The organism is Streptomyces sp. NPDC058579 (assembly GCF_042718575.1).
In the GTDB taxonomy this organism is placed as follows: Bacteria; Actinomycetota; Actinomycetes; order Streptomycetales; family Streptomycetaceae; genus Streptomyces.
The window spans coordinates 84,760-108,631 of record NZ_JBHXPI010000014.1; the positions used below are offsets into that span (position 1 = coordinate 84,760).

Here is a 23,872-nt window from a genome sequence, read left to right on the forward strand (position 1 = left end):
CACGGCCCTGCGCCTGCCGAGTCGGCGGAGTCGGGCCGGACGGGTGCGGGCCCGTCGGGGTTGAACCAGCCCCCGCCGTCGCCCGTAGTCCAGCGTGGTGCGCGTCCTCGGGTTCCCTGACCCGGCGCACCACGGGCAGGTCCCGATACCAACTCCCCCCGGATCGGGGCCTGCCCGCACCACGAGGATCAGCTCCCGTGCCGACAGGTCAACTGCGCGTGCTCCACTTCTGGTTCTCGGTGCCGCCGCACTCCCAGAGCTGGAGACGGGTACCGACCGACGTGCCCATGTCCTTGACGTCCACGCACTTGCCGTTCGGGGTGACCAGGTCGTGGGAGGTGTTGACGCGGAACTTCTGGGCCTGGCCACCGTTGCAGCCGGCCAGTTGGACCTGGGTGCCGTTGTACGTCTCGCCCCACGCGAGGTCCATGCACTTGCCCATCGACCGGAGCGTGCCGTCGGACATGAACTGCCAGCGCTGCGAGGACGATCCATTGCAGTCGGCCAGTACCAGCGGCGCCCCGTCGGTGCTCTTGCCGCCCGACACGGCGATGCAGCGCCCGGAGCCGTGACCGGAGATCCGGTACGTCTTCACCGCCGGGGTGGGTGAGGAGGCCGGGGCGACCTTGGCGGGCTGCGCGGGCTTCGGCTTGGTGGTGGCGGGGCGAGACTGTGCGGGCCGGTCCGCGCCGGCCGGCGGGTCGACCGGAACAGCGCTGTCGGAGGCGGGACCGGGCCCCGCCCCCCGGGAGCCGCTCGGCGTCGGCGACGCGCTCCCCTTGCCGGATTCGGTACCCCCACCAGCGGCGGGCGCCGACGAGTGGCTCGGGGCCGCCGAGCCGAACTCGCCCGATGCTCCCTCCTGCCCCTCGCCCAGCGTCGTACCCGCGGCCTCGGCGGACGTACCCGGCTTCGCGTCGTCGTCCGTTTTCACGCTGACGAGGAAGGGCACGCCCAGCAGCACCAGCCCGGCCAGGGCCGCGGCGGCCAGCATGCTCTTCCTCGGACGCCGGGGGTCGGGCTCCGCCTCTGCCTCTGCCTCGGTCTCCGCCTCTGCCTCGGCGGGCGCTTCCGTATGCGTATCGGTATCTGTATCCGCGTCCGTATCGGTGCTCGTCGGCACCTCGGCTTCGGCGGTGTCCGAGTCCGAGTCCGTGTCCAGGTCCGTGGCCAGATCCGAGTCCAGGTCCAGGTCCGGGGCCGCCAGGGCGGCGGTCGGCGTCCCGGCGGACTCCTCGGGCGCCTGCGCTTCTTCTTCGTGCGGCTGCGCGGCCGCGGATGCCGAGGTGGTCATGAGGAGGCTCCAGGGTTCGACGGGACGGGAGCGGCGGACACGACGTCCTGCGCGGGAACGGTCAGCCGGGCGGGTCCGGCGGGATTGACGGCGAGCAACGCGCCCTCGGCGGCCAGGGAACGGGCCAGGTCGGCGGCGGGCAGGCTCCGGTGGGTCAGGACCCCGGCGAACGGCTGGTGCGGCTCGGCCGTGAACACCGGCACGGTCGGACGGCCGTCGGGGCCCGCGGGCAGCAGCGGCTCGCCGTCGGGGGCGTGCAGTACGGAGACCTCGGCGGCGGCCAGGGCACGCACCGCGTCCTCCCACCGGCCGTAGCCCGTCACGGCCAACTGGACGGCCTCGTCCACCGGGTCGGTCGGGGCGGGCCAGCCGAGGGCCTGCGGCGAGGGCCGGTACTCGTCGTTGGCCTGCCACTCGGCCACCTCGCCGTCGGGTGCGGAACGCCATTCGCCCACCAGAGCCCAGCGCGGTGGGGCGCCCTCGCCGCGCCAGCCGGGGTCGACCATGCCGAGCCAGTGGTCAGGGGCGAGTCGGGCGGCCTCGCGGACGTCGTCCGGGACCGGGGGCAGGGCGGCGTCGTTCATGCGGGGCTGCTTTCCGAAGCGGAGGGAGGAAGGGCGCTCAGGCGCTCGTACAGGGTGCGCGCGTCTTCGTCGGAGAGGAACAGATCCTCGACCTTGAGGGGCAGAGTGGGATCGAGATCCCAGGAAGCCTTCGCCCCGTGTCCGCAGGTGAGACCGAGGACGTCGTCACGGGTGACCGTCCGGGCGCGGAAGGCCTCCAGCCGCCAGCCGGGGTCCGTCTCCGGCGGGGGCGGAGGCGGGGGCGGGGGCGGGGCCGGGACGTGCGTCGGGCGCGGGCGGAGTCCCAGGAACTCCCGTCCGCGCCGGAACACGGTGAGCGTGGGCAGGTTCGGGAGCGCGCTCGCGCCGGGTGGCTCGAAGGTCCGGGCGGCGCCCGTCTCGTCGACCACGGTGATACGGGCCAGGTGCGCGATCGCGGCCGTCCGCGCCGCGAGGTCAGTGGTGTCCTCGTTCCAGTTACGACCCGCCAGCAACTGCGCTCGGACCAGCCGGTGCCGCTGGCGTTGGGTGAGGCGCAGGTCGGCGGGGAGCCGGTCGCCGGTGTCCCGAAACGCGTGGGACTGCGCCCGGTCGAGTCGGATGCCCGCGCCGGTGAGTTCGGCACCGGTGAAGACCGCTTCGGGGTCGATGCCGATGTCCGGGGGCAGGGTCGTCCGGGTCAGCAGGGAGGCCGTCTCCTCCGGGGCGCCCGGGCCCCCGTTGAGGGCGTCCCAGAAGCCGTTGCCGGCGCCGCTCGGCTCGACCAGGTCGTACGTGGTGCCGTCCGGGTCGGTGAGGGTGCCCGGAAGGTCCGCGTCCCGGCGCCAACTCCCGGCCCCGCGCGGGACGTTCCACGGAGCCCGGACGTGCGCGGTGCGCGGCGCCGGGACGACCGGCACCACAGGGGTGGCGGCGGCCTCGGGCTCTCGGTCCGACGGGTCCTGGGCCCGGTGGACGAGGGGGGAGAGCTGGTCGTACGCGCCCGGGTCGACGGCGGCGCGATAGCGGCCGCCGCCGAGGTACAGCGTGACCCGTTCGCCCGTGTCGTGGTCCGCGGGCGGCGCGAACTCCTGGAACGTCAGGTCCTCGCGGACGACGACCACGGTGACGCCGAAGGAACGGGCCGCCAGGGTGGGCAGCAGGTCGGCGGCGCCGGAGTCCCAGCCCCGCCGCGCGTCGGCCGTGCCCGGACGGCGCAGCTGCGCGGCGGCCAGGGCGGCGCGCTGTTCGGCGGTGAACTCCTCGTGGAGCGGGAGCCTGCCGTCGGAGTCCTCGAATTCGTGCCGCCGGGCTGAACCGTCGCCGCCCAGGTCCACGTCGCTCGCGGTGAGTTCCCGCTCCTCGAAGGTGTCCGTGCTGTCCGGCGCCGTGAACTCGAGCAGCTCCGCGACCACGGGGTCGTTCACCGCGTCCGGCCCTTCGAGCGAGTCCGCGAACCGGTGACGCAGGAGTCGGGCGAGTTCGGCGCGGGAGCCGGTGGGTACCTCCTCGGGCCGCGCGGCACCGCTGACCCGCAGGCCCTCGGCCAACGCGACGTAGAACCCCTCGCCATCGCCGGGTTCATCGGCGTCGGTGGCCGGGGACAGGGCGTGACTCGCGCCCTCGGGAGAGGTGATCAGGTCGGGCCGGCCACGGCGGCCGCGCTGCAGACTGTACGCGGGCCGGAGGACGGACGGCTTGGCGGCGGCCGGCGGCGTGAAGGCCGGGGCGGGCGGCTCGGCGAGCCCCGCCCGCCGCGGCGGCGCCCCGACCGACCCGTCCCCGACCATCCCCTCCCCGATCGCCCCGTCTCCCACGGTCTTGTCCCCGACCGCCCCGTCGGCTCCGCCGACAGACGCGACGGTGGCGGCCTGCGGGTCCGTAGCGGGCTGGTCCTCGGGCAGGCGGTGCCAGCGGGTCAGGCGGTCCGTGGCCGCCCGTACGGTGTGGAACTCCTCGGCCGCCGCGACCGCGGCGTCCCGCTTGGCCCCCAGGGACAGGTATCCGGCGTCGGACGCGTGCCGGGCCTGCCGCAGCGTGTCCAGGGCGGCCCGGACCGCGACGCGGGCGTCGGCCGTCTCCTGCGGCGAGGGCTCGTCGGCGGCCAGGGCGCGCCACAGCCGGCACTTGGCGGCGGTGACCGTCCTCCGGGCCTCGGCGTGGCGCTCGCGCAGTTCGGGCATGGCGCGGCGGGCCGTCCAGTACGCCCGGTCGGCGTCCACCCAGGCGTTGCCGGCCCGCCCGGTGTCGGTCCAGGCGTCGGCGACCTGCTGAGGGTAGTTCGTGTCCGTGATCAGGCCGTGGGCGCGGGCCACGTCCTCGCGCACCCAGGCCAGGACGTGCCCGCTGGTCTCCACGGCCTGCGGGCCGGGCTTGACGTAACCCAGCGGGCCGAGGGCACGGCCCAGCCAGCTGCCGACCTTGGTGTCCTTGAAGCTCCGCTCCACCTCCGCGACGCCCAGCCAGTCGGTGGGGACGGCGAAGAGGAAGGAACGGCCCCCCTTCGGCTTGACGTTCAACTGGGCGCCCTCGGCGCCGGCGTGCTTCGTCGTGGCCGTGTCGCCGGAGCCCACGACCGCGCCGCTGAGGCCCGGGACGGTGCTGCCCGCAGACCCGGCGCCTACGGTGGCCTGGCCACCGAGGGTCGATTCTTGGGCGCCCCCGCGGCCGACGGAGATGTCCTCGGTGTCGGTCTGCCGCTCGGCGCTCTCCACCATGCTGTCGGGGACGACCGTGAGCAGCTGGGCACCGGCCAGGCGGGGGCGGGCGAAGAGCCGGAAGTCGCCCTGGGAACCACCCGCGAAGGTGTTCTCGCTGAGCCCGGGCACGGCGTGTCCGCCCGGGCCGCTGCTGTCGCGGAAGAACGCGGAGAGGGCGGCGTTGCTCATGCCGTCGTGCAGGGCGGAGGCCGAGGCGGTGCCGGGCCGGGTCAGGTTGGTGCGGCGGGCCCTCCGCAACGCGGCGGTGAGCCGATTGCCGGTGAGCGTCCGCGGGTTCGGCGAGGCGCCGACCGCCGAGGCGCCGTAGGCCTGGGCGACGGCGAGGTCGGCGCCGTCGCGGAGCGTGCCGAGGTCGGTGACCCGGCGCACGTGGAAGCCGTTCACAGGCATCTCGAACGGGGTTCCCGCACCGTTCCCGCCAGTCCCTCCCGTACCGTCGCCGTTCCGCCACGCGGCGATGCGCTCCTCCGTGACCTGGCCCCGGCCCCACACCGTGGCGGTGGGCGGACCGTCGTCCAGGGTGGGCGGGCCCAGCGGGTCCGGGGCGGCGGGAGCGGAAGGAGCGTCGGGACCGGCGGCAGCGTCGGGAGCGGCGGGGGAGGGGACCGTGAGGCTGAGCGGCACCTGCTCGCGCAGCCGTCCGACGTCGCCGACGGCCGTGGCGACGGTGGTGCTGTCCCCGAGATCCAGCGTCAGCCTCAGCTGATAGGGCGTCAGGTAGTCGGCGTGCGGCTCGTTCGGCACGAACGTGTACGACTTCATGCGGGCGGACGCCTTGGAGGTCGCCGCCGACCGGGTGCTGCTGCCGGACTCTCCGTAGGTCGGCCCCGAGCCGGGGACCTTGCCGTCGCCGGTGCGGACCGACTGGGTGACGGAGACCCCCGCGGCCTTCGTCCTGGCGGTGGTGACCGCGTCCTCGACCGTCTCGGTCGCGGTGCGGGTGTCCCAGAAGGTGACGCTGTGGTCGAGCCGGTCGAACTCCGGCTCACCCGCGACGAGTTCCACCTTGAACGCGGCGGTGCGGGCGCCGACCCGGACCGAGCGCCAGCCCCATCCGCCGATCCGGGTACGGGCCCCGGCCCCCGCGCCCGTCATCTCCTCGCGCAGCGCCTTCAGCGCGCGCGGGGTGACCATGGCGTGCACCCGGTCGCGGCTCGCGTCGTCGACCCCGAGGCGGCGCAGCTCCCGGTCGAAGTCGGCCAACACCTCGCTCGCGTCCAGGTTGTTGACCGGGTACGAGCCGAACGGGTGGGCGCGGAACCAGGCCGGCTGGCTCCAGAGGCGGCTGGTGTAGCGCGGCACCTCGCCCATCCGGTCGCGGATCAGCCGCAGTTCGTGCGCGGCCTTCTCCGGCAGATGGCCGAGCCAGTCGGCGGCGAACCGCAGCCGCCGCCCGGCCCAGCTCGTGCGCAGCGCGGTCGCCAGACCGTGGGCGGGGGCGAGCACACCGCCGGCGTGGGACTCACCGAGCACGTCGTGCTCGGTGTCCCCGGAGACGAGCACCACGTGCCCCTCGTCGTCCCGGTCGATCTCGCTGGTCACCGTACGGGTGACGGTGTGCGTGGTGGCGCGGGAGCGACTCCACCGCCCCGTCACGCCGTAGTTGCCGACCAGGGAGGGACCGGCCTGGTGCGGGTGGGAGTAGGAGGCACCGCCCGCGACGGTGAAGGTCCGGGTCGTGGTGACCGCGCCGCCGGACTGGAGGTCGTTGCCGATCACCAGCTCGGTCTCCAGCTTGACCGGCGGCGAGATGACCTTCGGGTCGACGACCCGCGTGCGGTGCACCAGGGCACCGATCCGGTTGAGGTACGGACCCTTGCCGAACAGGCCACCGATCCGGGAGCCGGCCGTGCCGGAGGTCTGGTCGAACTCGGCTGCCAGGTACGGGGGTTGGAAGGGGCGCAGCATGGCGTCGTGCGCGGGAGCCCCGGTACGGGTGAAGTGCCAGGAGTTACCGGACGTCCGGGACATCACGTCCTCGACCGCCGCGGCCAGCTCCCTGTGCCCGCCGACCCCGAGCGTCTGGACCGGGTGGTCCCCGAACGGCGTGTCGTGTCCCGTCGCGGCTCCCCGGGTGTCACCCGTCGCAAGCCGCCTGGCCTGCGCCCCGCCCAGCCGCTCGTCGCTGACGAGCGTGCCGGGCCGCGGCTCGGCCGTCCCGCCGCGCGGCACGGCGTGGGGGTCGCTCTTCGGGGTGTGCTCGTCGGGTACGGAGAGCAGCACGCGCCCCCGCACGGGCGGCCCGGCCCTCCCGCCGACCAGATCGCGTTCCGGCTCCCCGACGACGAACAGGCGGGTGCCGAGGAGGCCGAGCGTGGGCAGGCCGCGCAGGAGATTGCGGGGGCGCCAGATGCCGCCGCTGGACGCCCGCAGTTCGAGGTCGTAGCGGTGGAGGTGGGAGGGGGCGGCGCCGGCGACGACGCCCTCGAAGGAGGCCGCCGCCCCGTAGGTGGTCTTGTGGGCCTTCTGCCGGCCCCAGCGAGGACCGGCGGACACCGAGACGGCGTGCCAGGCCGCACCGCCCGGGTCCTCCTCGGCCGAACCGCCGCCCAGGCGCGCCTCGAACCCTCCCTCCAGGGTGTGGCTCGCCGAGCGCGAGCCGTCCAGGCGGTCCGTGCCGGGCATGCCGGAGCGGTGGATGAGGTCGTTCTGGGTTCCCTCGTAGCGCCGGTTGGTGAGGGTGCCGTCGATCCAGATGTGGCGGTGGGAGCGGCCGAAGCGGCCAGGTCCGGTCAGATCGATCCGCAGACCGGTGGTGGTGATGGTCTCCAGGTTGCCCGCCATGCTGTGGTGCGACAGCTGGTCGATGACGGTCAGGGTGTTCTGCAGGGCAAGGCGGTAGCGCTCGGGGTCGCTCCACCGCCGCGAGGTGGGGTCCAGCTCCTCCAGCGGGGCGATCATGTCGGGGTGGCGACGTGCCGCCGCCCGGATCACCTGGTCGGTGAACTCCTCCAGGAGGGTGCGCCCCGGGGCACGCGGGCCGGGGGCGGCCGCCGAATCCGGCTTCGGGTCCGGCTCGGGTCCCGCTTCCGCATCCAAGTTCGGGTCCGCCTCCGCCTCTGCGTCCGCCTTCGCGTCCGGGCGCGTGGGGTCGGCGATGCGCCGGCCGTCGGCGTGGGTGAACACCTCGGGGCGGCTCATGCCGAGCACGGCCGGCTCGTCGGGCGTCAGATAGGCGGGCGCGAAGGGCGGGTTGGCGTTCCGGGCACGCAGGGTCGTCCCGTCGTCCCAGCCCGCGTGCCGACGGGCCTCGGTCCGGGTCATCCGGTCCAGGCTCCACGTCTCGAAGGCGGTCGGTTCGGCGTCGCCGGTGGCCCGGACGTACACGGTCTTCTTCACCAGGTACAGCGCCGTGGGCACCTTCTTCGCCCGGCCCGCGATGCGCCGGCCGCCCGAACCACCGAACACCCCGCCGTAGGTGGCGGATCGGACGTACCGGCCGACCGCCCCCAGCACGCCGCGCAGGGTGATTGGAGCCGGCACGCCCCCCAGCAGGTCGAAGCTGGGACCGGCGGCGGCGTTCAGCTCCTGCGTGTACGTCTTGGAGAGGCTCCGCTCCGCCTTCACGGTCTGGACGATGGTGTTGCGCAGCTCGCCGGCCGCCGTCTCGCTGAGCAGCACGGCCTCGCCGGGCTCGACACGCTCCACGACGAACGCGCCGACCGAGGGGCGCCGCGCGTCCTCGCCGAGCAACTGGCGGCCGGCGACGGGGCCACGGGCCAGCCGGTCCGCCATCCGGTGGAAGTTCTCCGTGGTGAAGAACGACGAGACCTCGGTATGGGCGGCGCTGCCGTACCGGGCGCCGATCCGCCGCAGGGCCCACTCCCGGATGCCCGCGACCGGGCCGTAGCCCTCGGTGTGGACGAGCCGGTAGTCGCTCTCGGCACCGAGGTTCATGTGGCGCGGGGCACTGCCGGGGGTGGTGGGCCCGGTCTCGCTGTCGGAGAGGCGTACGGACAGACCGGAGTGCACGCCGAAGGTGAAATGACTCTGACCCGGGTTCAGGGCGTGCGCGGCGCCGCGCGCGGGTCCTTGGGGGTCGCCGCTGAACCAGACCTCGTACTGGACGTCGTCCAGGTGTAGATGGGAGCCGTCCCACATACGGGTCTCGACCTGGCTCAGGGTCTGGTTCTGGAGGTTGTAGTCGAAGCCCTTGGCGTAGCCGAGGGAGCCCCCGATCCGGCCGAAACCGGCGTGGCCGGACGGCGGCCCGAGCGGCAGGGAGCCGGACACCGAGGTGCTCTGGGTGACGGAGCGGGTGGGGCCGGTCGTGACCTGGCTGCGCTGCGCCTCGTCGATCCTGACGGGATTGCCGTGGACGTCGGTGAAGCGCTCCCAGACTCCGTGCGGGCGGGTGCGCACGTGCAGGACACGGACCCGGCCGGTGTCGTCGGTGAAGGGCGGGGAGGCGTACCCCTCGCCGTCGAAGGTACGGGGACGCAGGCGCAGGGCGCTCTCCAGGTGCGCGCGGGTCTCGTCGGGTATGTGGGTGCGGTCCCCGATCTCGGTGACGACGGCGTCGATGCCGCGCAGGCGGACCGCGCTGTGGCCGTAGGAGGTCTCGTCACCGGAGAGGTACGAGGGCAGACGGGAGCCGTCGGTGAACGTCACCGGACCGGCCGGGGCGGGGGGCGGCACCATCGAGTGGTCCAGACGCGGCGGCCGGTGGAGTTCGAGGGCCGCCTCGACGGGCTCGAAGGCAGCGGGGTCGGGGCCGGTCCCGCCGCCGTCACCGCCGTCATCGTCAGTGTCACTGTCTCCGCTGACGGAGTCGCTGTCGGAGCCGCTGTCGCTCTCGCTGTCACTGTCGGCGAGGGGGTGGGCGAGGGCGGGATTGGGGAGGGCGAAGTGCACCTTCGGCTTCGTGGCGCTGCCGGAGGGCGCGGCGGGGGCCGAAGGGACGGAAGAGAGGGGCGGGATGGGCTTGGCCGGCGGGGCCGTGGCGCCCGAGGACGTACCGCCACTCGACGACGTACCCCCACCTGACGTCATGCCGGTCGCGAGGTCCGCCGGGTTCCCGTGGACGTCGACCGCCGAATAGTGGTTGAAGCCGTTGTAGTGCACGTGCAGTCGGGTTCCGCCGGGCGCGCCGACGGCACGGTCCGGAGCGCGGTCCTGTACGAGGACCAGCTCGACGCCCAGCGCCCGGCCGACGGCCTCCGGTGCCGCGTCGAAGAAGGGGGTGTTCCACATGCGGATGTCCCGGATCGACGCTTCGACCAGGTCGGTGGTGGACATGCTCCGCATGTCCGCGAGCGAGGGCGCGGCGGGCCCCCAGGCCGGGAAGCGCCTGTCGACGATGGCCCGCCAGAGGGCCTCGGTGTTCCGGTTGGTGACGGACAGCTGCCGTGCGAGCAGCGGGCGCAGGGCCTCGGCCTGGTAGCGCGCCCTGCGGGCGGCCCGCTGGGCCGCGGGGAGCGCGTCGACGACCTGTCGCTCCTGGCCGGTCAGAGCGGGGACGGGGACGCCCAGGTGCAGACTCAGGGCGTCGGCGTTCAGCTCCGCGAGGACCGTGTCCACCGGGTCGGCCTGGTTGAGCTGATGGGTCATGGGGCCGTCGTGGAGGGCGTCGGCCACCAGGTTCCGCAGCTGCTGGATGCTCATCTGGTTGCCGAGCCCGCCCGGCCGGACGCTCTGCAGACCGTGCCGTACCGCGTGGAAGAGGCAGTTGCCGTCCGCGCGGGTGGAGAGGACCTCGTACCGGCCGCCCTGCCGCTTGATGAACCGGCCGTCCGTCAGCAGGCCCGACGCGGGGGATTCGGCGGGAGGGCTGGACGGCTCCGAGGGGGTGGGAGGGGGAGAGGGAGCGTGGGCGGGGAGGTGGGCGGCGAGGTCCTCGACGCGAGCACCCGGGTCGGCCGTACGGGTCGCGTGCGCGGCTGCGAGCACGGCGCGGAACTCGTCGGGTGACGGGGTGTCGGAAGCAGGGGTGCCCAGCACGGACCGGGTGACGCGGCCCAGCAGGCCGGCGCTCATCCGGGCGTCGGTGAAGGTCGGTCCGGGTGCCTGGAGCGGGGTGTTCCAGCGCAGGGCGTTGAGCGCGGCCAGACCACGCAGCAGCTCGGGACCGTCCGTACCCCGCTCGGCGTCAGGGCCGAACGTGTCCCGCAGGGTACGGACGAACTGGAGGGTGAACGCCTGGTCGAAGGCGGTCACTCCCTCGTCGGTCCCCAGCCCCGCCGCGGTGGCGAGGGCGTCGAGAACCGCCCCGGCGGGCTCCGGGGTGAAGACGGCCCACTGCCCCGGGGTGCCGTCCCTGTCCAGGTGCAGGACGGACCGGATGCCGTCCGCGCTGTCCACGGCCGTTCCGGTGTCGGTGGTCGGGGCGTACACCCTGCGGCCGGTGACGTTGGCGACGTGCTGGGCCGCGGACAGCCCGCCGTGGTCGGGCCGTTGTCCGGTCGAGCAGGACAGCAGGACGAGCGGCCGGCCGGGCGCGCCGAGACCGGGCTGCCGGGTCAGGAAGCGGCCCAGTTCGCGCCCCGACACCTTGATCACCTGGCCGTCGTCGAGGGCGAGCGTGATCTGGGTGGGGGTGCCGTGCGCGGCGAAGAACGTCGCCCGGCCGGGTTGCCAGGAGAGCGGCTTGCGGGCCCCGACGAGCGTGCCCGTGCCGGGCAGCGTGCCGGGGCGCAGGTCGGTGTAGGTGTCGGCGCCGGTGACCTGACCGAATCGCGGTTCTCGCTGGTTCCAGTTCGAGGGGAGATACGAGGCGAGGCCGACGTCTCCCTGGAGCGTCTGGTGGCTGATCCGGGCGTCCGGCACGCTCACTTCAGTGACCTTGCCCCGGTCGACGGTGTAGCTCCGGACGGACGGCGGTGCCGGGGTGGTCCCATCGCCGGACGGACTTGCTCCGACCGGGTCCGACACGGGCCGCGTGACCACGATGCGGGGTGTGGCGGCGGCCGGGCCGCCTCCGCCGCTCCCGCCGATCGACAGAGCGCCCTGGAACGGCTGGAACGGTTCGTCGTCATCGTCGAAGAAGCCGCCCATCTCGGCGTCCTCGTCAGCGTCCTCGTCGGCGTCTTCAGCCGAGGACTCGGCCGGCTCCGGGTCTCCCGCGTCGCCCCCGCCCAGGAGGTCGAAGACGTCCCCGTCGAAGTCGCCCATGTCCATGTCGCTGTCGCTGTCGCCGTCGGAGTCCGCCGTCTCCGACACACCGGCGGCCGGGTTCGCCGGTGTATCGACACCGACCGACACCGTGGCGACGGGTGCGGGGATGTCGGGCTCCTGCGACTCGTCCGTCGGGGACGGGGGCGCGCCCGTGTTCGGGTTCGTCGTGGGGGTGATCGGGGTTCGGAGGCCACGGATGTACGGATCGTCGTTCGGCTGGACGTCCAGGTCGGCGGAGACCGTGCGCAGCGGCAGCGGAGCTTCGGCCCGGGCGACGTCCAGCGCCTGGAGCACCTGGTCGTTGCGCGGGTCCCGGGCCCGTCGGGCCAGGGAGTCGAAGTAGGTGTGCAGCTGTGTGCCGGGGGTCCTGGCCTGCCGGAGGGCGTCCGCGACGACCTGCACCTGCTCCGGTACGGGGGCGACCGAGTACTGCTTCGTCGCGTCCTGCAGCTTGTCCAGGTTCCGTCGGCGCACCTCCTCGACGGCGGCCCGCAGAGCGGCCTTCTCCTGCGGGCCGACCTGCGCCCGCACCGCCTCCCACTTCTTGGCGTCGGCCTCCGACGTCCAGCCGGAGTACCGCACCATCCGGCTGATGTTCGCGGCGTCCGGATGGTTCGGGCCGAGGATTCCCTCGATGCGTTCTGCCGCGTCGTCGGATTCGAGCGCGGCGACGAGGCGCTGGACCTCGTCCACGGTCACCACGACCGTCCCGTCCGTCGTCCCGGCGGCGGAGGGAAGTCCGCCGTCGAGCAGCTTGAGCGCGGTCCTCTGACGGTCGAGGGCTTCGAGCAGAGCGTCGGGGACGTTGCGACCCCACTGGGTACGCATCCCGAGGACGGTCGTGACCTCGGAGAGGATGTTCGCGGCCGGCTCGTCGAAGCGGTCGTACGGGGTGTGCTTGGTGAGGACGGAGAAGTACGGGCGGCCCAGCAACTGCGCCAGGTTGGCGGTGTTCGCGCCCTCCAGGACGGCCGGCAGGGTGCCGAGCCGGTACATCTGACGGAACACGTCCTGCGGCAGGTTGCCCGCCTCCAGGATCAGGACATCGCCCGGCGCCATGGTGGTGAGCCGCTGGGTGAGGTCCTCGCCGTCGAGGGTCGCGTACGAGAGCCAGGGCGCGGTGTGCCGGGGCGCGCCGTCCACGGTGGCCCGGCCCAGCGCGAGGATCACCGAGGGGCGTTCGGGGGCCGAGGCGTGGATGCCCTCCGCGAGGGTGCCCAGGGTGCCGGAGCCGGCGCCGGGGGAGAGGTTGTGCATCCCGTAGGCGGGCATCAGGTCGATGGGCGCGCAGGCGGGCAGGATCCGGCCGTCTCTGTTTCTGTCCGCGTCGCTGAAGCCGTCGCTCTCGTCGAAGCCGTCGCGGTCGCCGTCCCCGTCGCCTGCGCCGTCAGAGCCGGGCTTCGGGGCCGAGACGGCCCGTACGAGGGCGCGGAGGTTCGCGCCGCGTCGCGTCGGGGCCTCGTCGGGCTCCATCGTCCTGCGGATGAGGGCTTCCAGCTCGGCCGTGGTGAGTTCGGGCACGTGGAAGCGGTAGAGGCCGGCGCGCCCGACCGGCCGGTGGCCCCGGGGGTCGCTCTCGCCGCCGGCGGTGCTCTGACCCGGGGCGTCGAGGAGGGTCCCGAGGTCGGTGACCGTTGTCGTGGCGTCGGCGCCCGAGCGGCTCAGCACCATCCGGGCGCCCAGGGGCCAGGCGTAGGGCTGAAGGACGATGGCCTGGTCGGCGCCGGCGAAGTCCAGGAACTCGCCCGGGGTCGTACCGTCCGGGTCGATGCGGTCGCTGGCGGCGAGGAGCACCAGGTGATCGCTCCGCTCCCGCTTGACCGGGTTCTCCCTCCCCGGTTCGAAGCTGTCGAAGACCCAGGTGATCCGGTCCCAGGACTCGGCCGGGACGAGCAGCTTCAGCCGGTCCCTGACGGCCGGTTCGGCGATGACACGGATGGGGCCTTCGTAGCCGAGCTCGTCGAGGGAGGCGATCAGCATCGTGGCGGCCGCCTGGTGGCCGTAGTTGGCCGCGTCGTCGACGACGACGGTGACGCCGGGGACGTCCTTGAGGTACGAGCTGACGCGGGCGCGCTGAGCGATCTCCTCGACCGACGGCACGGTGCCGTTCCTGCGTGCCGCGATCTCGTCCAGGATCGCGCGGTGTTCGGTTGCCGGGGCGCTCGACAGCCGCTGCCACAGCTCGTGTTCGGGCGTCCGCCCGCCGGGGGCCGGGACCGGGGCCGGGCCACCGCTCGTGACGATGCTGGGGAGCGGCGCGGGCGAGGGCGCGACTTCGTCGGGCTGGTGGCCGGCCGCCTCCTCGTCGGTCGTGTCCTCCGCCGGGCCGAGCTGATGGCCGTCCACGGCGGTGGAACCGGTGGGGCCGGTCGGGCCAGTGGTGGAGACGGTGGCCGGGTTCGTGCCGGCCGGAGCCGCCGTCGGGGCGGCGGCCCCCTGCTGCTGCCCCGCCGTCAGCTCCTCCCCGCCGTCGCCCCCGCTCTCGGTCAGGACTCCACGGGCCGGCTCCTCCTCCAGGTCGCGGGAGACCGTGCCGACCGGCCGTTGCTGGTGTCCGTCGGGGGTGGAGCCGGCCCCGGTGGTCCGCGGGACCGAGGAGCCGTCGCCGGTCGCGTCGGCGTCCGACGTGTTCTCCGTACTCGTACGGGGAGACGTCTCCGCGTCCGTACCGCTCAGGTCCGAGCCCGACACCGACACCGTACGAGGACGGCCGCCGGCGCCGCTCCCGGTCTCCGCGCCCGTACGCCCGCCGGTCTCCGCGTCCCTGCCATTGTCCCTGGCCGCGTTCGCGCCCCCGGCAGTGTCCGTGTCAGCGCCCGTTCCCGTGGTCACGGCGTCGCCGTCCCTGGTGCCCGTCCGAGGCCGGTCGCCGTCCCGCTGCTGGACCGTCGCCGTGTTGACCTGGCGTATCTCGGCGAGCGAGGTGCCGAGGCCCTCCGCCCCGGCCTCCAGCATCTCCCCCGTCTTGTTGCTGATCAGGGAGCCGTAGAAGGTGTCCCAGTTGAAGGCCCAAGTGCCGTGCATGAGGCCGGTCATCAGGAGTTCGGCGAGCACCTCGGCCAGGGCCTCGGTGACGAACTCGGCGGACTCCCCGACGCCGCCGCCGTCCGGTCCGCCGTCGCGGTGCGCGTTACGGTTCGGGTCCGGCAGCCGGTCCGGGTCCGAGAGCCGGTTCGGGTCCGGCAGTCGGTCCGTGTCGGGGAGCAGGTCCGTGTCGCGGCCGGGGCGTGGTCCGGGGCCGGGTCCCGGACTGTCGGTGCTGTTGCGCGGGCCGTCGACGTCACGGTCGACATGGCTGGTGATGTCGTCCATGCCGTCGTGGTCGCGGCGCACGTTGTCGTTGAAGAACCGCCGGTCGAAGTAGTCGTCGATGTTCCGGGTCGCGTTGCTGAAGAGCTCGGAGAAGATGCCGACGAGCGCGCCGAAGGCCGCGTCCTGGCCGATCTGGTGCCAGTCGAAGGAGTCGGGGCGCCGTCCGTCGGGGCCCGCGACCATCATCGCGAGGCGGACCACGAAGGTCATGAACGCCTCTTCGAAGGCCGACGTCAGGGTCGGCATCAGCCGGGTCCGGCTGAGGAGCTGGTCCAGGATGGTGAGGATGACGACCCGGCTCTGGGCGCGTGCCACGGCGGCCCGCCCTGCGGAGGCGCCGCCGCTGAAGAACGCCAGGATCGCGGTGACGGCCAGCTCGATGGCCAGGCGCACCACCTCGGCGATGATCTGCCACTTGGCCTCGGTGATGTCCATCGAGGTCTGGGTACGGCCGTCCGCGATCCGGTCGAGCTGGTCGGCGAAGTCCCGCAGCACATTGGTGCCGTTGTCGTCGACGAACAGGTTCATGGCCCGGACGTAGCGCGGTCCGACCTGCGGCGGCAGGGAGCGGCCCACGCCGACGACGGAGCCCTCGATGACGTCCGAGAGCTCCCGGAAGGACCTGGCCATCCGCTCGTAGGCGAGACGGCTCTGGTACGCCTTGTCCTCGTCGGCCTGGGGGAGACGCTCCCCGACGAGGCCGAACAGCAGGTTGTCGACGGCGGGCGACGCTTGGATCGGCATGGGGGTCAGTGGCTTCCGCGGCGGCCACGGGCGGCGGAGCCGATGGCGTCGAGCGCACCGTCCTGGGTGTTCACGATGTTGCGCAGATTGTCGTGGGTGCCGTTGGCGATCTCCACGACGGCCTCCGCGATGGCCTCCGCCGTTCGGGTGGCCGTCTCGCGTTCGTCCTTCTCCTGCGGCAGGACCTCGCGCGCGAAGCTGTCGTCGCGGCCGGGCCAGTCACGGACGGCGTTCACCTCGGAGACGAAGTCCCGCGCGATGTCCTGGACCAGGGAGCTGATCTGGTCGATCTGCCGTACACCGGCCTGAAGCCGGCCGGGTATGGCGAAGTACACGTCTCCTTCAGGCACGGTCGTCTCCTTCCGGATCCTCGTGGATCTCGTCGCGCAGTCGGCGTCCGCCGCGCCTGCGGCGGGCGGCGGCCGGGTCGTCGGCCTCGTCCCCGTCCTCGTCGAGGACGTCCGGTCCGAAGATCTTCGACCAGTCCACGTCGATGCCTTCGAGTTCAGGCACGGTGGCGCTGGGTCGGGTCAACGGCTCGAAGGTGTCCTTGATCTGACGGGCCATCTGCGAACGTGCCTGGCCGGCCGCGTCGAGGACGGCTGCGGCCAGGGTTCCGGCCTCCATGGTGCGGTAGGCCGTGCCGAGGAAGCGCAGGCCGGCCAGTTCGCCCTGGGGGCCGACCGTGACCTCGACGGACCGGTCCTTCGACCGGACGGTCACGCTGGCCTCGCTCAGCTTGGCCTCCGCCTCGGCCACCGCCTTCTGGACGGCCTCGAGTTCCGCCATGGCCTGCGCGATGCGCTGCTCCATCGACGTTCCGCTCACCCTCGTACGCTCCTCGTCATTCCGTGCCCCTCTCGCCCGTCGCCCGCTCAGCCGATCACCGTCGCCCGCTCAGCAGCTCAGCAGCTCAGCCGATCACCGTCGGCGCGGCGCCCTCGTCGGTGCCCCAGACGTCCTCGTCCTCGTCCTCGGCGAGCCAGCTGGCCCGCTCCCGGTCCGGGGTGCCGTCGTGGCTCTCGGTGGCGGGCCGCCGGGTGGTGGCCGGAGCGAAGGGGACGGCGGATCCGGTGGTGCGGGGGCGGCGGCGCGAGCCGTCGGCGAGGTCCTCGTCGTCCGAGGCGGAGGAGCCGTTACGGGCTCCGCCACGGCGGCGGGAGTCGGGGCTGCCGCCGGGCTCTGCCAGGACGTTGCGGGTCCGTTCGTTGGTGCCGCCCTGGCCGCCGGCCGCGCCCGGGGCGCCGCCCATCGGGGTCATCGGCGACCCCATCGGGCCCATGGGTCCCGTACCGTCGGCGCCCTGCGCGCCCGAGGCGCCCAGCAGACCCGACGCCGCGAGGGGGTTCAGGAGGTTGCCGTCCGTCCGCGCGGTCGGGGCCGCCGAGAGGGTGGTGGCCGGGTCGGGTCCTGAGCGCAGCGCCCCGCCCTCGTAGGGAGTGCTGTCGTACTCCTCGTAGGCGGAGCCCGCGAGACCTGAACTCAGGCCGCCGGTCAGTCCGTTGAGGGAGGACGTGGTGCCGGGCGCATCACCGAGGCCGGAGACGGTGTTCGGTCCGTTCCGCTCGAACAGCCCGCGCAGGTCGTCCAGTTGGTTCAGCTCGCGGTCGACGTCGAAGTCGGGGCGGGGAAGGTTCAGGTCGGGCACGGACAGGCCCGGGTTGAGCTGCTGGACGGTGCTCGTGCCGTCAGGCCTCGTGGTGGTGACGCGGCCGGTGTCGGGGTCGACGGTGCGGAGCGTGCCGTCGGGGAAGGTGGTGGTGAGGGTGCCGTCGGCGTTGAGGCGGGTGGTGCTGCCGTCCGGATTGGTGAACGTCTCGCCCGGGTCGAGCGAGGTGGTGGTCTTCTTGCCGTCCTTGCCGGTGACGGTCATGTTCCCGGTCTTCGGGTCGAAGACGCTCATGCTGCCGTCGGGGAAGCGGGTGGTGAGGGTGCCGTCCGGGTTGAGGGACGTGGTTCCGCCTCCGGGGTTGGTGAGCGGACCACCGTTCAGATCACCCAGACTCCCCAGGTTTCCCAGGCCGTTGAGGGCGGACGGCGTGTTGCCGAGGCCGCTGCCGAGGTTGCTCAGGTTTCCGAGCCCGCTGCCGAGACCGCCCAGGCCGCCCAGGCCACCGGGCCCGTTCAGGGCGGTGGTGAGGCTGTTGCCAAGACCGTTCCCGAGGTCCCCAAGGCCTTCTCCGAGCCCGTTGCCTAGGCTGTTGAGGTTGTCGGTGATGCTGTTGCCGAAGTCGCCGAGACCGTCGCTCAGGTTCTGGTTGAGGTTCTCGATGTTCTCGCCGAGGTTGTCGTTGAGGTTGTTCAGCGTCTCGTTGAGCTGGTTCTCGTTGTTCTCGTTGAGATTCCGCTCGTGGTTGTCGGTGAGGGAGTTCGAGTTGCGGGTCTCCAACAGGTCCTCGAACTCGCCCGCGTCGGTGATCCAGTTGTTGTTCAAGGTGGAGAGGGCGAGGCTGGCCGCGGTGATCAGGGTGACGTCGACGTAGTGGTTCCAGCGGGCGACGGCCGCGTCACCGACCTTCTTCCAGTTCTCGATCTTGTCCAGGTCCCCGTAGACGGGGTGCAGTTCGACGTATCCGGTATCGGTGGAGTACTCCGTGCCGCCGTCGGCGTTCGTCTTCGCCAGGATGTACGCGGCGTTGTTGGTGATCACCCAGGCGCTGATCTCGTCCAGGATCTCCAGGAGCCCCCGGTGCGGGTCGTGACGTCCGGTCGAGGCCCAGGAGGTCCAGGCGGTGCGGAGGGATTCCCCCGCGGCGGCGAGGTCACGCTGGGCCTTGAGGACGGACTCGCTGTAGTGCGATCGGGGCGCGTACCCGCTCAGCCCGGTCTGGGTGCTGGTGAATTCCGTCCCGCCGAGCTGGTCGACGTAGTTGTCGTAGTTCTGGCGCAGTTGGTGGATCAGCTGGTGGAAGATGCCGGCGGCCTGCCCCCGCCAGGCCGCGCCGTCGCTGCCGAAGCCGTCCTCCCAGGTCTTGAGGACGGCGGCCTGGTCGACGAGGAACTGCTTGGCCCGGTCGAACGCCGCCGCGGTGGTCTCGAAGGACGCCAGGCTGACCGCCTCGGCGTCGACGACGTTCGCACCGCTCCAGGAGACGCCGCGCGTGGTGAGCGAGCCGCTGAGCAGCGCGTCGAGCGCGATCTTCGAGCCGCTGACGTACTGCGCCACCGGGCCGTTGTTCCACTCGGTGCCCGTGTAGCTGCCCCGGAACGGCCCGCCGGAGACCGTCTCGCCGGCCGAGAGCAGCCGACCGCGTCCGTTGCTGTCGGTCTGGACGCCGATCATGATGATCCGGGCCTTGAGCATCCGGACACCGGTGTTGCTGGCGTCGTGGGCGCCGTTGCCCTTGCCGGTGTGGTAGAAGACCAGGTCGTAGTCCTGGCCGCTGCTCTTGCCCCAGCCGCTGATCGCCGAGTAGTCGGCCGGGGTGACCGCCCGCATGCTGTTCTCGCTCTGGATGTCCAGGCGGAAGAGCGGAATGCCCTCGACGCTCTTGAGGTTCTCGAAGAGCTTCTGGCGGCTGGGCATGGGGAAGCCGGTGAAGAGGGTGACGGCCTGGCCCCAGTAGTCGTCCGGATCGTGGTTGGCGGGCACCGGTCAGTTCTCCCTCTGGCTGTCGGTCTCCCGGTCTCCGCCGCCGAGGCTGTCGTCGACGTCGGCGAACACGTCGAGGAACTCGGCGGCGTCGATCGACATCAGGCTGGAGCCCTGGGTGTTGAGGAGGGTCCGCAGGGTCTCGCGGAGATTGCGGTCGATGTCCTCGAACAGGTCTTCCTGGTCGGCGAAGACGTTGTCGACCGACTCCGCGGCCTTGCGGACGTTGGCGATCAGCGACAGTCCGTGCACGGCGTCGTCGGCGGCCATGAGGCCGATGCCGAGCACGGGGTTCTGCTGGAGGGTGTTCGGATAGGTGCGGCCGTCCAGGATGCTCTTCAGCGCGCGGATCTCGGTGCCCTGGGAGTCCTTGCGGATCGCGGCGAGGGCGGTGAGAAAGGCCGCGAGGTCCTGGTCCGCGAACGTCCGCAGGGTGGCGGAGTCGAGATGGGTCAGGTCGGGCATGGCGACTGCGTCCTCGGAGGGTGAAGTGGTCCTGGGCGGGGTGGCGGTACGGTCCCTGGAGACAGGTCCTAGCGGCCGACGCGCACGCTCTCCCACATCTGCGTCAGGGAGTTCTCGCTGTAGCGGTAGCTGCCGGAGATGTCCGTGAGCAGCCCCGCGTGCGAGGTCAGCATCGTCTCCATGTTGGTGACGGCCTGGTTCCACGCGACCTGCTTCTGCTGGTACATGCTGGCGTCGCTGCCGTACCAGGTCTTGGCGAGCTCGTTCAGCTCGGCCTCCAGGGAGGCGAGGGTGCGCGCGATGGCCCGGGTCTGGTGGACCAGGTCGTCGGCGGCGTTGTTCATGTGGGCGTAGTCGACGTAGATGTATCCGTCGGTCAGGTTCTCGGGCACGGTCCCTCGTTTCGTGTCGTCGGCGGGCAGGATCTTCGTCGAGCGGGTCTTCGTCGAGCGGTCGTCGACGGGCGGGTCGTCGTCGAGCGGGGCGGGTGATGGCGTCGCGGCGGTGGAACGTCAGCCCATCATCTGGTCGAAGGCGGACTGCGACTGCGAATAGGCCTGGTTGATGGACTCGTTGGCGGAGCCCTGCGCCTTGCCGTGCTCGACGAGGCTGATGTTCAGCTTCTCGATCATGTCCTGGAGGTTGGCGAGGATGACCTCCGTCTGGTCGCCCCACTGCTCCAGCAGACCGCCGAACTGACCGCCGTCGCTGCCGCCGTAGCCCGTGCCCAGGCCGGAGCGCGTGGAGTCCACGTCCTGGCGGCACTTGACGATGCCGCTGAAGGCCAGCTCCAGTGCCTGGATCCCGTTCCGGGTGGCACCTTCCTCTGATTGCTGACCGTTCCCCACAGTCGCTTCGGACATGAAACCGGCCTTTCGTCGTTGGGAGTTCGCAGGGTGATGCTATGGCCACAGCCTGCGCCGTGACCTCAATACTTCTGCTCTTTGAGGTATTTCTGAGCCAGGGCGCGCTCGGGTGCCCGCGCCCCGGGGCGCGGGGTGGTCGGACCCTCTCCCACAGCCCTCGATCGGCTATACGGGAGAAACCGGCGAATGGTTCAACCCCCGCTCGAGAAACCGCAGTCCGGCCCCGTGGTGGTGGGCGGGCGCAGGCCCCGGGCCGCGGAGGTGTCGAGGTCGGGACCCGACGGCAGCATCGCGAGGAGCCGCGAGGGTACGGCCCCGGCGCTGCCCTCCCCGTAGCCGAGGGCGGTGAGCGCCGCCTGGTCGGGCACCCGGAACTTCACACCGCTGTCGGCGACCAGATACGTGGTGTCTCCCACCGGCCGCCCGTCGGCCCCCAGGGCCCGCGCGAGGACGCCGTGGCCCGGACGGACCAGGATGGCGTCCACCTTCAGACAGGCGGGCGCCGTACTGTCGCCGGAGGGCGGCGCCGCGAGGGCGAGCCCCTGGACCCGGACGAGTTCGGCGGTCACCTGCGGGCCGCCGGACCCCGGCGTGATCCGGGCGCAGAGCGCCGAACCTGCCGGTACGGGAAGGGCGGCGGGCGGGCTCGTGGGCAGCCCGGGCGTCGCGGGCGGGCGGCCCTCGGCGCCGGGGGCGAGGTGCTGGGCGAGGACGTCGGCGCCCAGGGTGGTCGCGGCGGGCGCCCCGCCGGCGTACGCGGTACGGGTCGCCGGATCGCCCAGGACGAGGGCGGCCCCGGTGGCGGTGAGCGGCGCCAGGCCCTCCTTGCCGAGGAGGTAGTACGGCTGATCGGTGGTGCCCGGCACGGCGACCCGGAAGACCTGGCCGACGGTGCTCGGGCGGCCGCCGAGTGCGGGCCCCGGAGTTCCCCGACCGGGCACCGCGGGGGCGGCGAGGGCGGGCCCGGTGGCCAGCGCGTCGAGGAAGGCGGCGCTGACGGGGTGGGCGGCGACGGAACCGTAACCGAGCGAGAGGGCCGCCCCGGTGGCCTGGTCCAGGCGGAGCCGGCTGCCCTGCCAGACCAGGTGGCGGGTGCCGTCGGGGCCGCTGACGACGATTGCCTGGCCGCCGCCGAGGCCGGTGCCGGGAGCGGGCGACCCGGCGGTGAGGACGGTCGACGGGCGGGAGCCGGTGGCGGCCGCGCACACCTGCCAGGCGCCGGTGTCCAGGTTCTTGGCGACGGGGACCGCGTCGGGCGCGCCCGGTATGCCGGCCGGGGCGCCGAGGGGGGTGCCGACGAGCGACGCGGTGGCCACGTCCTCGGTGGCGAGCTTCCGGCCGCCGACGAGCAGCGCGGACGCGTAGTTGCGCACGGGGCGCAGCCGACCGTCGAGGTAGAGGTAGCGGGCGCCGGTCTCCCGGTTGACGACGAGAGTGCCGGGCTTGCGCCAGGAGTCGTCGCCCCGGGGCGAGATGAGCCCGAGGACGACGGCGCCCGCGCTGATCAGCACGGCGATGACGAGACCGGTGACCGCTCCCCGGGTCGTACGGCTCAGGGGGCTTTCGGGAGCGTCGGGGTCGGCTAGGAGCATGCCTGAGGTCAGGCGGCCCATGACGAATGCGTGGGCCTGGACCTGGTCGCGCTTGGACTGCACGGGAGCCTTTCCTGCTGGGAGATGAAGGGGCTGCTCGACGTGAGGAGCTTCTCGGTGTGAGCGGGCAATTCCCCGTGAGGGGGCCCGAACTGCCGGGAGCGACCGGCTCCTCAGCCGCCCAGGGACCGGAGCGCGCCGAAGACCCCGAGCACCCACAGCGTGAGCGGCACCAGGGCGATGGCCAGGGCGGAGTGCAGGAGTTCGGCCGCGCGGCCCCAGTACGGGAGCAGCCGGCGGCCGGGCACGGTCCAGGAGGCGACCGCGAGGGCGGCGGCGACCGCGAACACCCCGGCGAGGAGCAGGGGCCGGTCCTCCGGTCCCGCCGCCGCGCCGGCGGCCAGACCGAGCAGGACGGCGCCCCACATGCCGGGGACGACCAGCGCGAGCCGCTGCCAGACGTTGACCAGCCCGCGGCCGTGCAGCAGAAGCAGCAGGCTGAGTACGGAGGCGGTGAGGACCTCGGAGAGGTCGGGGTGCCGGGCGAGAGGCGTCAGGGCGGCTGCGCACACGACGCCGGTCGCCGCGTACAGGGCGGTCATCCAGCCGCTCGCGATCTCGGTCCTGGTGGCGACGTCCCGGCCCTGGTAGGGCTCGATGCCCTCCTGGAGCTGGGCCGCGTCGGCCGGCAGCGCGGGCATCCGCATCCCGGAGAGCCGGAAGGCGAGGCCGGGGACGAACGGGCCGGTGAGCGCGAGCGCGGTGGCGAGCGCGGCGGCGGCGCCGTCGACGGGGACGTCGAGGGTGTTCATGAGGGCCCCGGCGAGCGCCGTGGCGAGCGCGGCGACGGCGCCCGCCAGGAAGAACGGCGGAGTGACGGCGGCCGCGGCGAGTGCGAGGACGGCACCGGCCGCGCCGGCGGCACCGGCCGCGAGAAGCCGGGCGCCGAGGACGTGGTGGGCGTCGGGCCCGGCGATCTCCCCGCCGGGCAGCAGCCAGCCCGCGAGCGCCAGGTGGAGGGCGGCGAGGAAGCCGAGGGTGGCGGCCGCGCCGTGGTCGCCGACGGCCCGGGAGGCGGAGGCGGCCCCGGCCAGGAGCAGCAGCCCGGCGGCCCCCGCGACGACGATCCGGGTCGTGGCGGGACCGCCGGGCCAGGCGAGCAGAACCAGCCCGAGGAACAGCGCGGTGGCGGTCATCCCGATCAGCAGCCGCCGGCCGGCGGCGGGGGACCAGCCGTGCAGCCGGTCGCGGGTGACGTTGGCTATGCCGTCGACGAGGTCGTCCAGGCGGACGTCCGGCAGGGCCTCGCGCATCGGCCGCAGGAACAGCACCTCACCGTCGCGCACCCCCAGCGTCTCCAGCGTTCCCTCCTCCTCCAAGGGCCGCCCGCCCAGCCGCTGGAGGGTCCAGCCGCCCTGCTCCAGGCCCTCCTCCTCCAGCTCGGCGCCCTCCTCGCCCGCGTACCGCAGGAGCGTCGGCAGCAGGTCGGCGACGGGTACGTCGGCCGGGACGGCGAGGTCGACCGTCCGGGCCGGGGCGCGTACCGTCAGGCGGCACAGGCCCGCGACCGAGGTGTCCGTCATCGGGTCAACTCCCAAGGTGTGTGCGATGGGTGGTGTTCGGTGGTGGTCT

At 73.2% G+C, this 23,872-nt stretch carries 11 protein-coding genes; all 11 read right to left on the reverse strand.

What is annotated here, in order from left to right; genetic code table 11:
- Positions 1 to 208: 208 nt before the first annotated feature.
- Positions 209 to 1,294, reverse strand: a complete 1,086-nt coding sequence (locus ACFWRO_RS18595) for a ricin-type beta-trefoil lectin domain protein (protein WP_384511445.1) — start codon at positions 1,292 to 1,294, stop codon at positions 209 to 211.
- Positions 1,291 to 1,878, reverse strand: coding sequence for a type VII secretion system-associated protein (locus ACFWRO_RS18600; protein ID WP_384511448.1), 588 nt, complete (start codon positions 1,876 to 1,878; stop codon positions 1,291 to 1,293). Before ACFWRO_RS18600 ends, ACFWRO_RS18595 begins: the two co-directional genes overlap by 4 nt.
- Positions 1,875 to 15,725 carry a hypothetical protein gene (locus ACFWRO_RS18605; protein WP_384511451.1) on the reverse strand — a complete coding sequence of 4,617 codons (13,851 nt, stop codon included), beginning with the start codon at positions 15,723 to 15,725 and terminating at the stop codon, positions 1,875 to 1,877. The genes ACFWRO_RS18600 and ACFWRO_RS18605 overlap by 4 nt, the downstream gene beginning before the upstream one ends.
- A gap of 5 nt (positions 15,726 to 15,730) precedes the next feature.
- Positions 15,731 to 16,075 (reverse strand): hypothetical protein, encoded by a 345-nt coding sequence (locus ACFWRO_RS18610; protein ID WP_384511454.1) that lies wholly within the window; start codon positions 16,073 to 16,075, stop codon positions 15,731 to 15,733.
- Entirely contained in the window at positions 16,068 to 16,553 is a 486-nt protein-coding gene (locus ACFWRO_RS18615; RefSeq protein WP_384511456.1) for a YbaB/EbfC family nucleoid-associated protein, read from the reverse strand. Before ACFWRO_RS18615 ends, ACFWRO_RS18610 begins: the two co-directional genes overlap by 8 nt.
- An 85-nt stretch (positions 16,554 to 16,638) precedes the next feature.
- Positions 16,639 to 19,317: an AAWKG family protein gene (locus tag ACFWRO_RS18620; protein WP_384511459.1), complete on the reverse strand. Its 2,679-nt coding sequence runs from the start codon at positions 19,315 to 19,317 to the stop codon at positions 16,639 to 16,641.
- Positions 19,318 to 19,320: 3 nt separating this feature from the next.
- Positions 19,321 to 19,782: a type VII secretion system-associated protein gene (locus tag ACFWRO_RS18625; protein ID WP_384511461.1), complete on the reverse strand. Its 462-nt coding sequence runs from the start codon at positions 19,780 to 19,782 to the stop codon at positions 19,321 to 19,323.
- A gap of 68 nt (positions 19,783 to 19,850) precedes the next feature.
- Positions 19,851 to 20,174, reverse strand: a complete 324-nt coding sequence (locus ACFWRO_RS18630; RefSeq protein ID WP_384511464.1) for a WXG100 family type VII secretion target — start codon at positions 20,172 to 20,174, stop codon at positions 19,851 to 19,853.
- Between the two features lie 120 nt (positions 20,175 to 20,294).
- Positions 20,295 to 20,645, reverse strand: a complete 351-nt coding sequence (locus ACFWRO_RS18635) for a hypothetical protein (protein WP_384511467.1) — start codon at positions 20,643 to 20,645, stop codon at positions 20,295 to 20,297.
- 194 nt (positions 20,646 to 20,839) lie between these two features.
- The gene (gene eccB, locus ACFWRO_RS18640) at positions 20,840 to 22,303 is read right to left on the reverse strand and encodes a type VII secretion protein EccB (protein WP_384511469.1); all 1,464 of its coding nucleotides are present in this window, start codon (positions 22,301 to 22,303) and stop codon (positions 20,840 to 20,842) included.
- A 110-nt stretch (positions 22,304 to 22,413) separates the two neighbouring features.
- Positions 22,414 to 23,823 (reverse strand): type VII secretion integral membrane protein EccD, encoded by a 1,410-nt coding sequence (gene eccD / locus ACFWRO_RS18645; protein ID WP_384511471.1) that lies wholly within the window; start codon positions 23,821 to 23,823, stop codon positions 22,414 to 22,416.
- Positions 23,824 to 23,872: the final 49 nt, after the last annotated feature.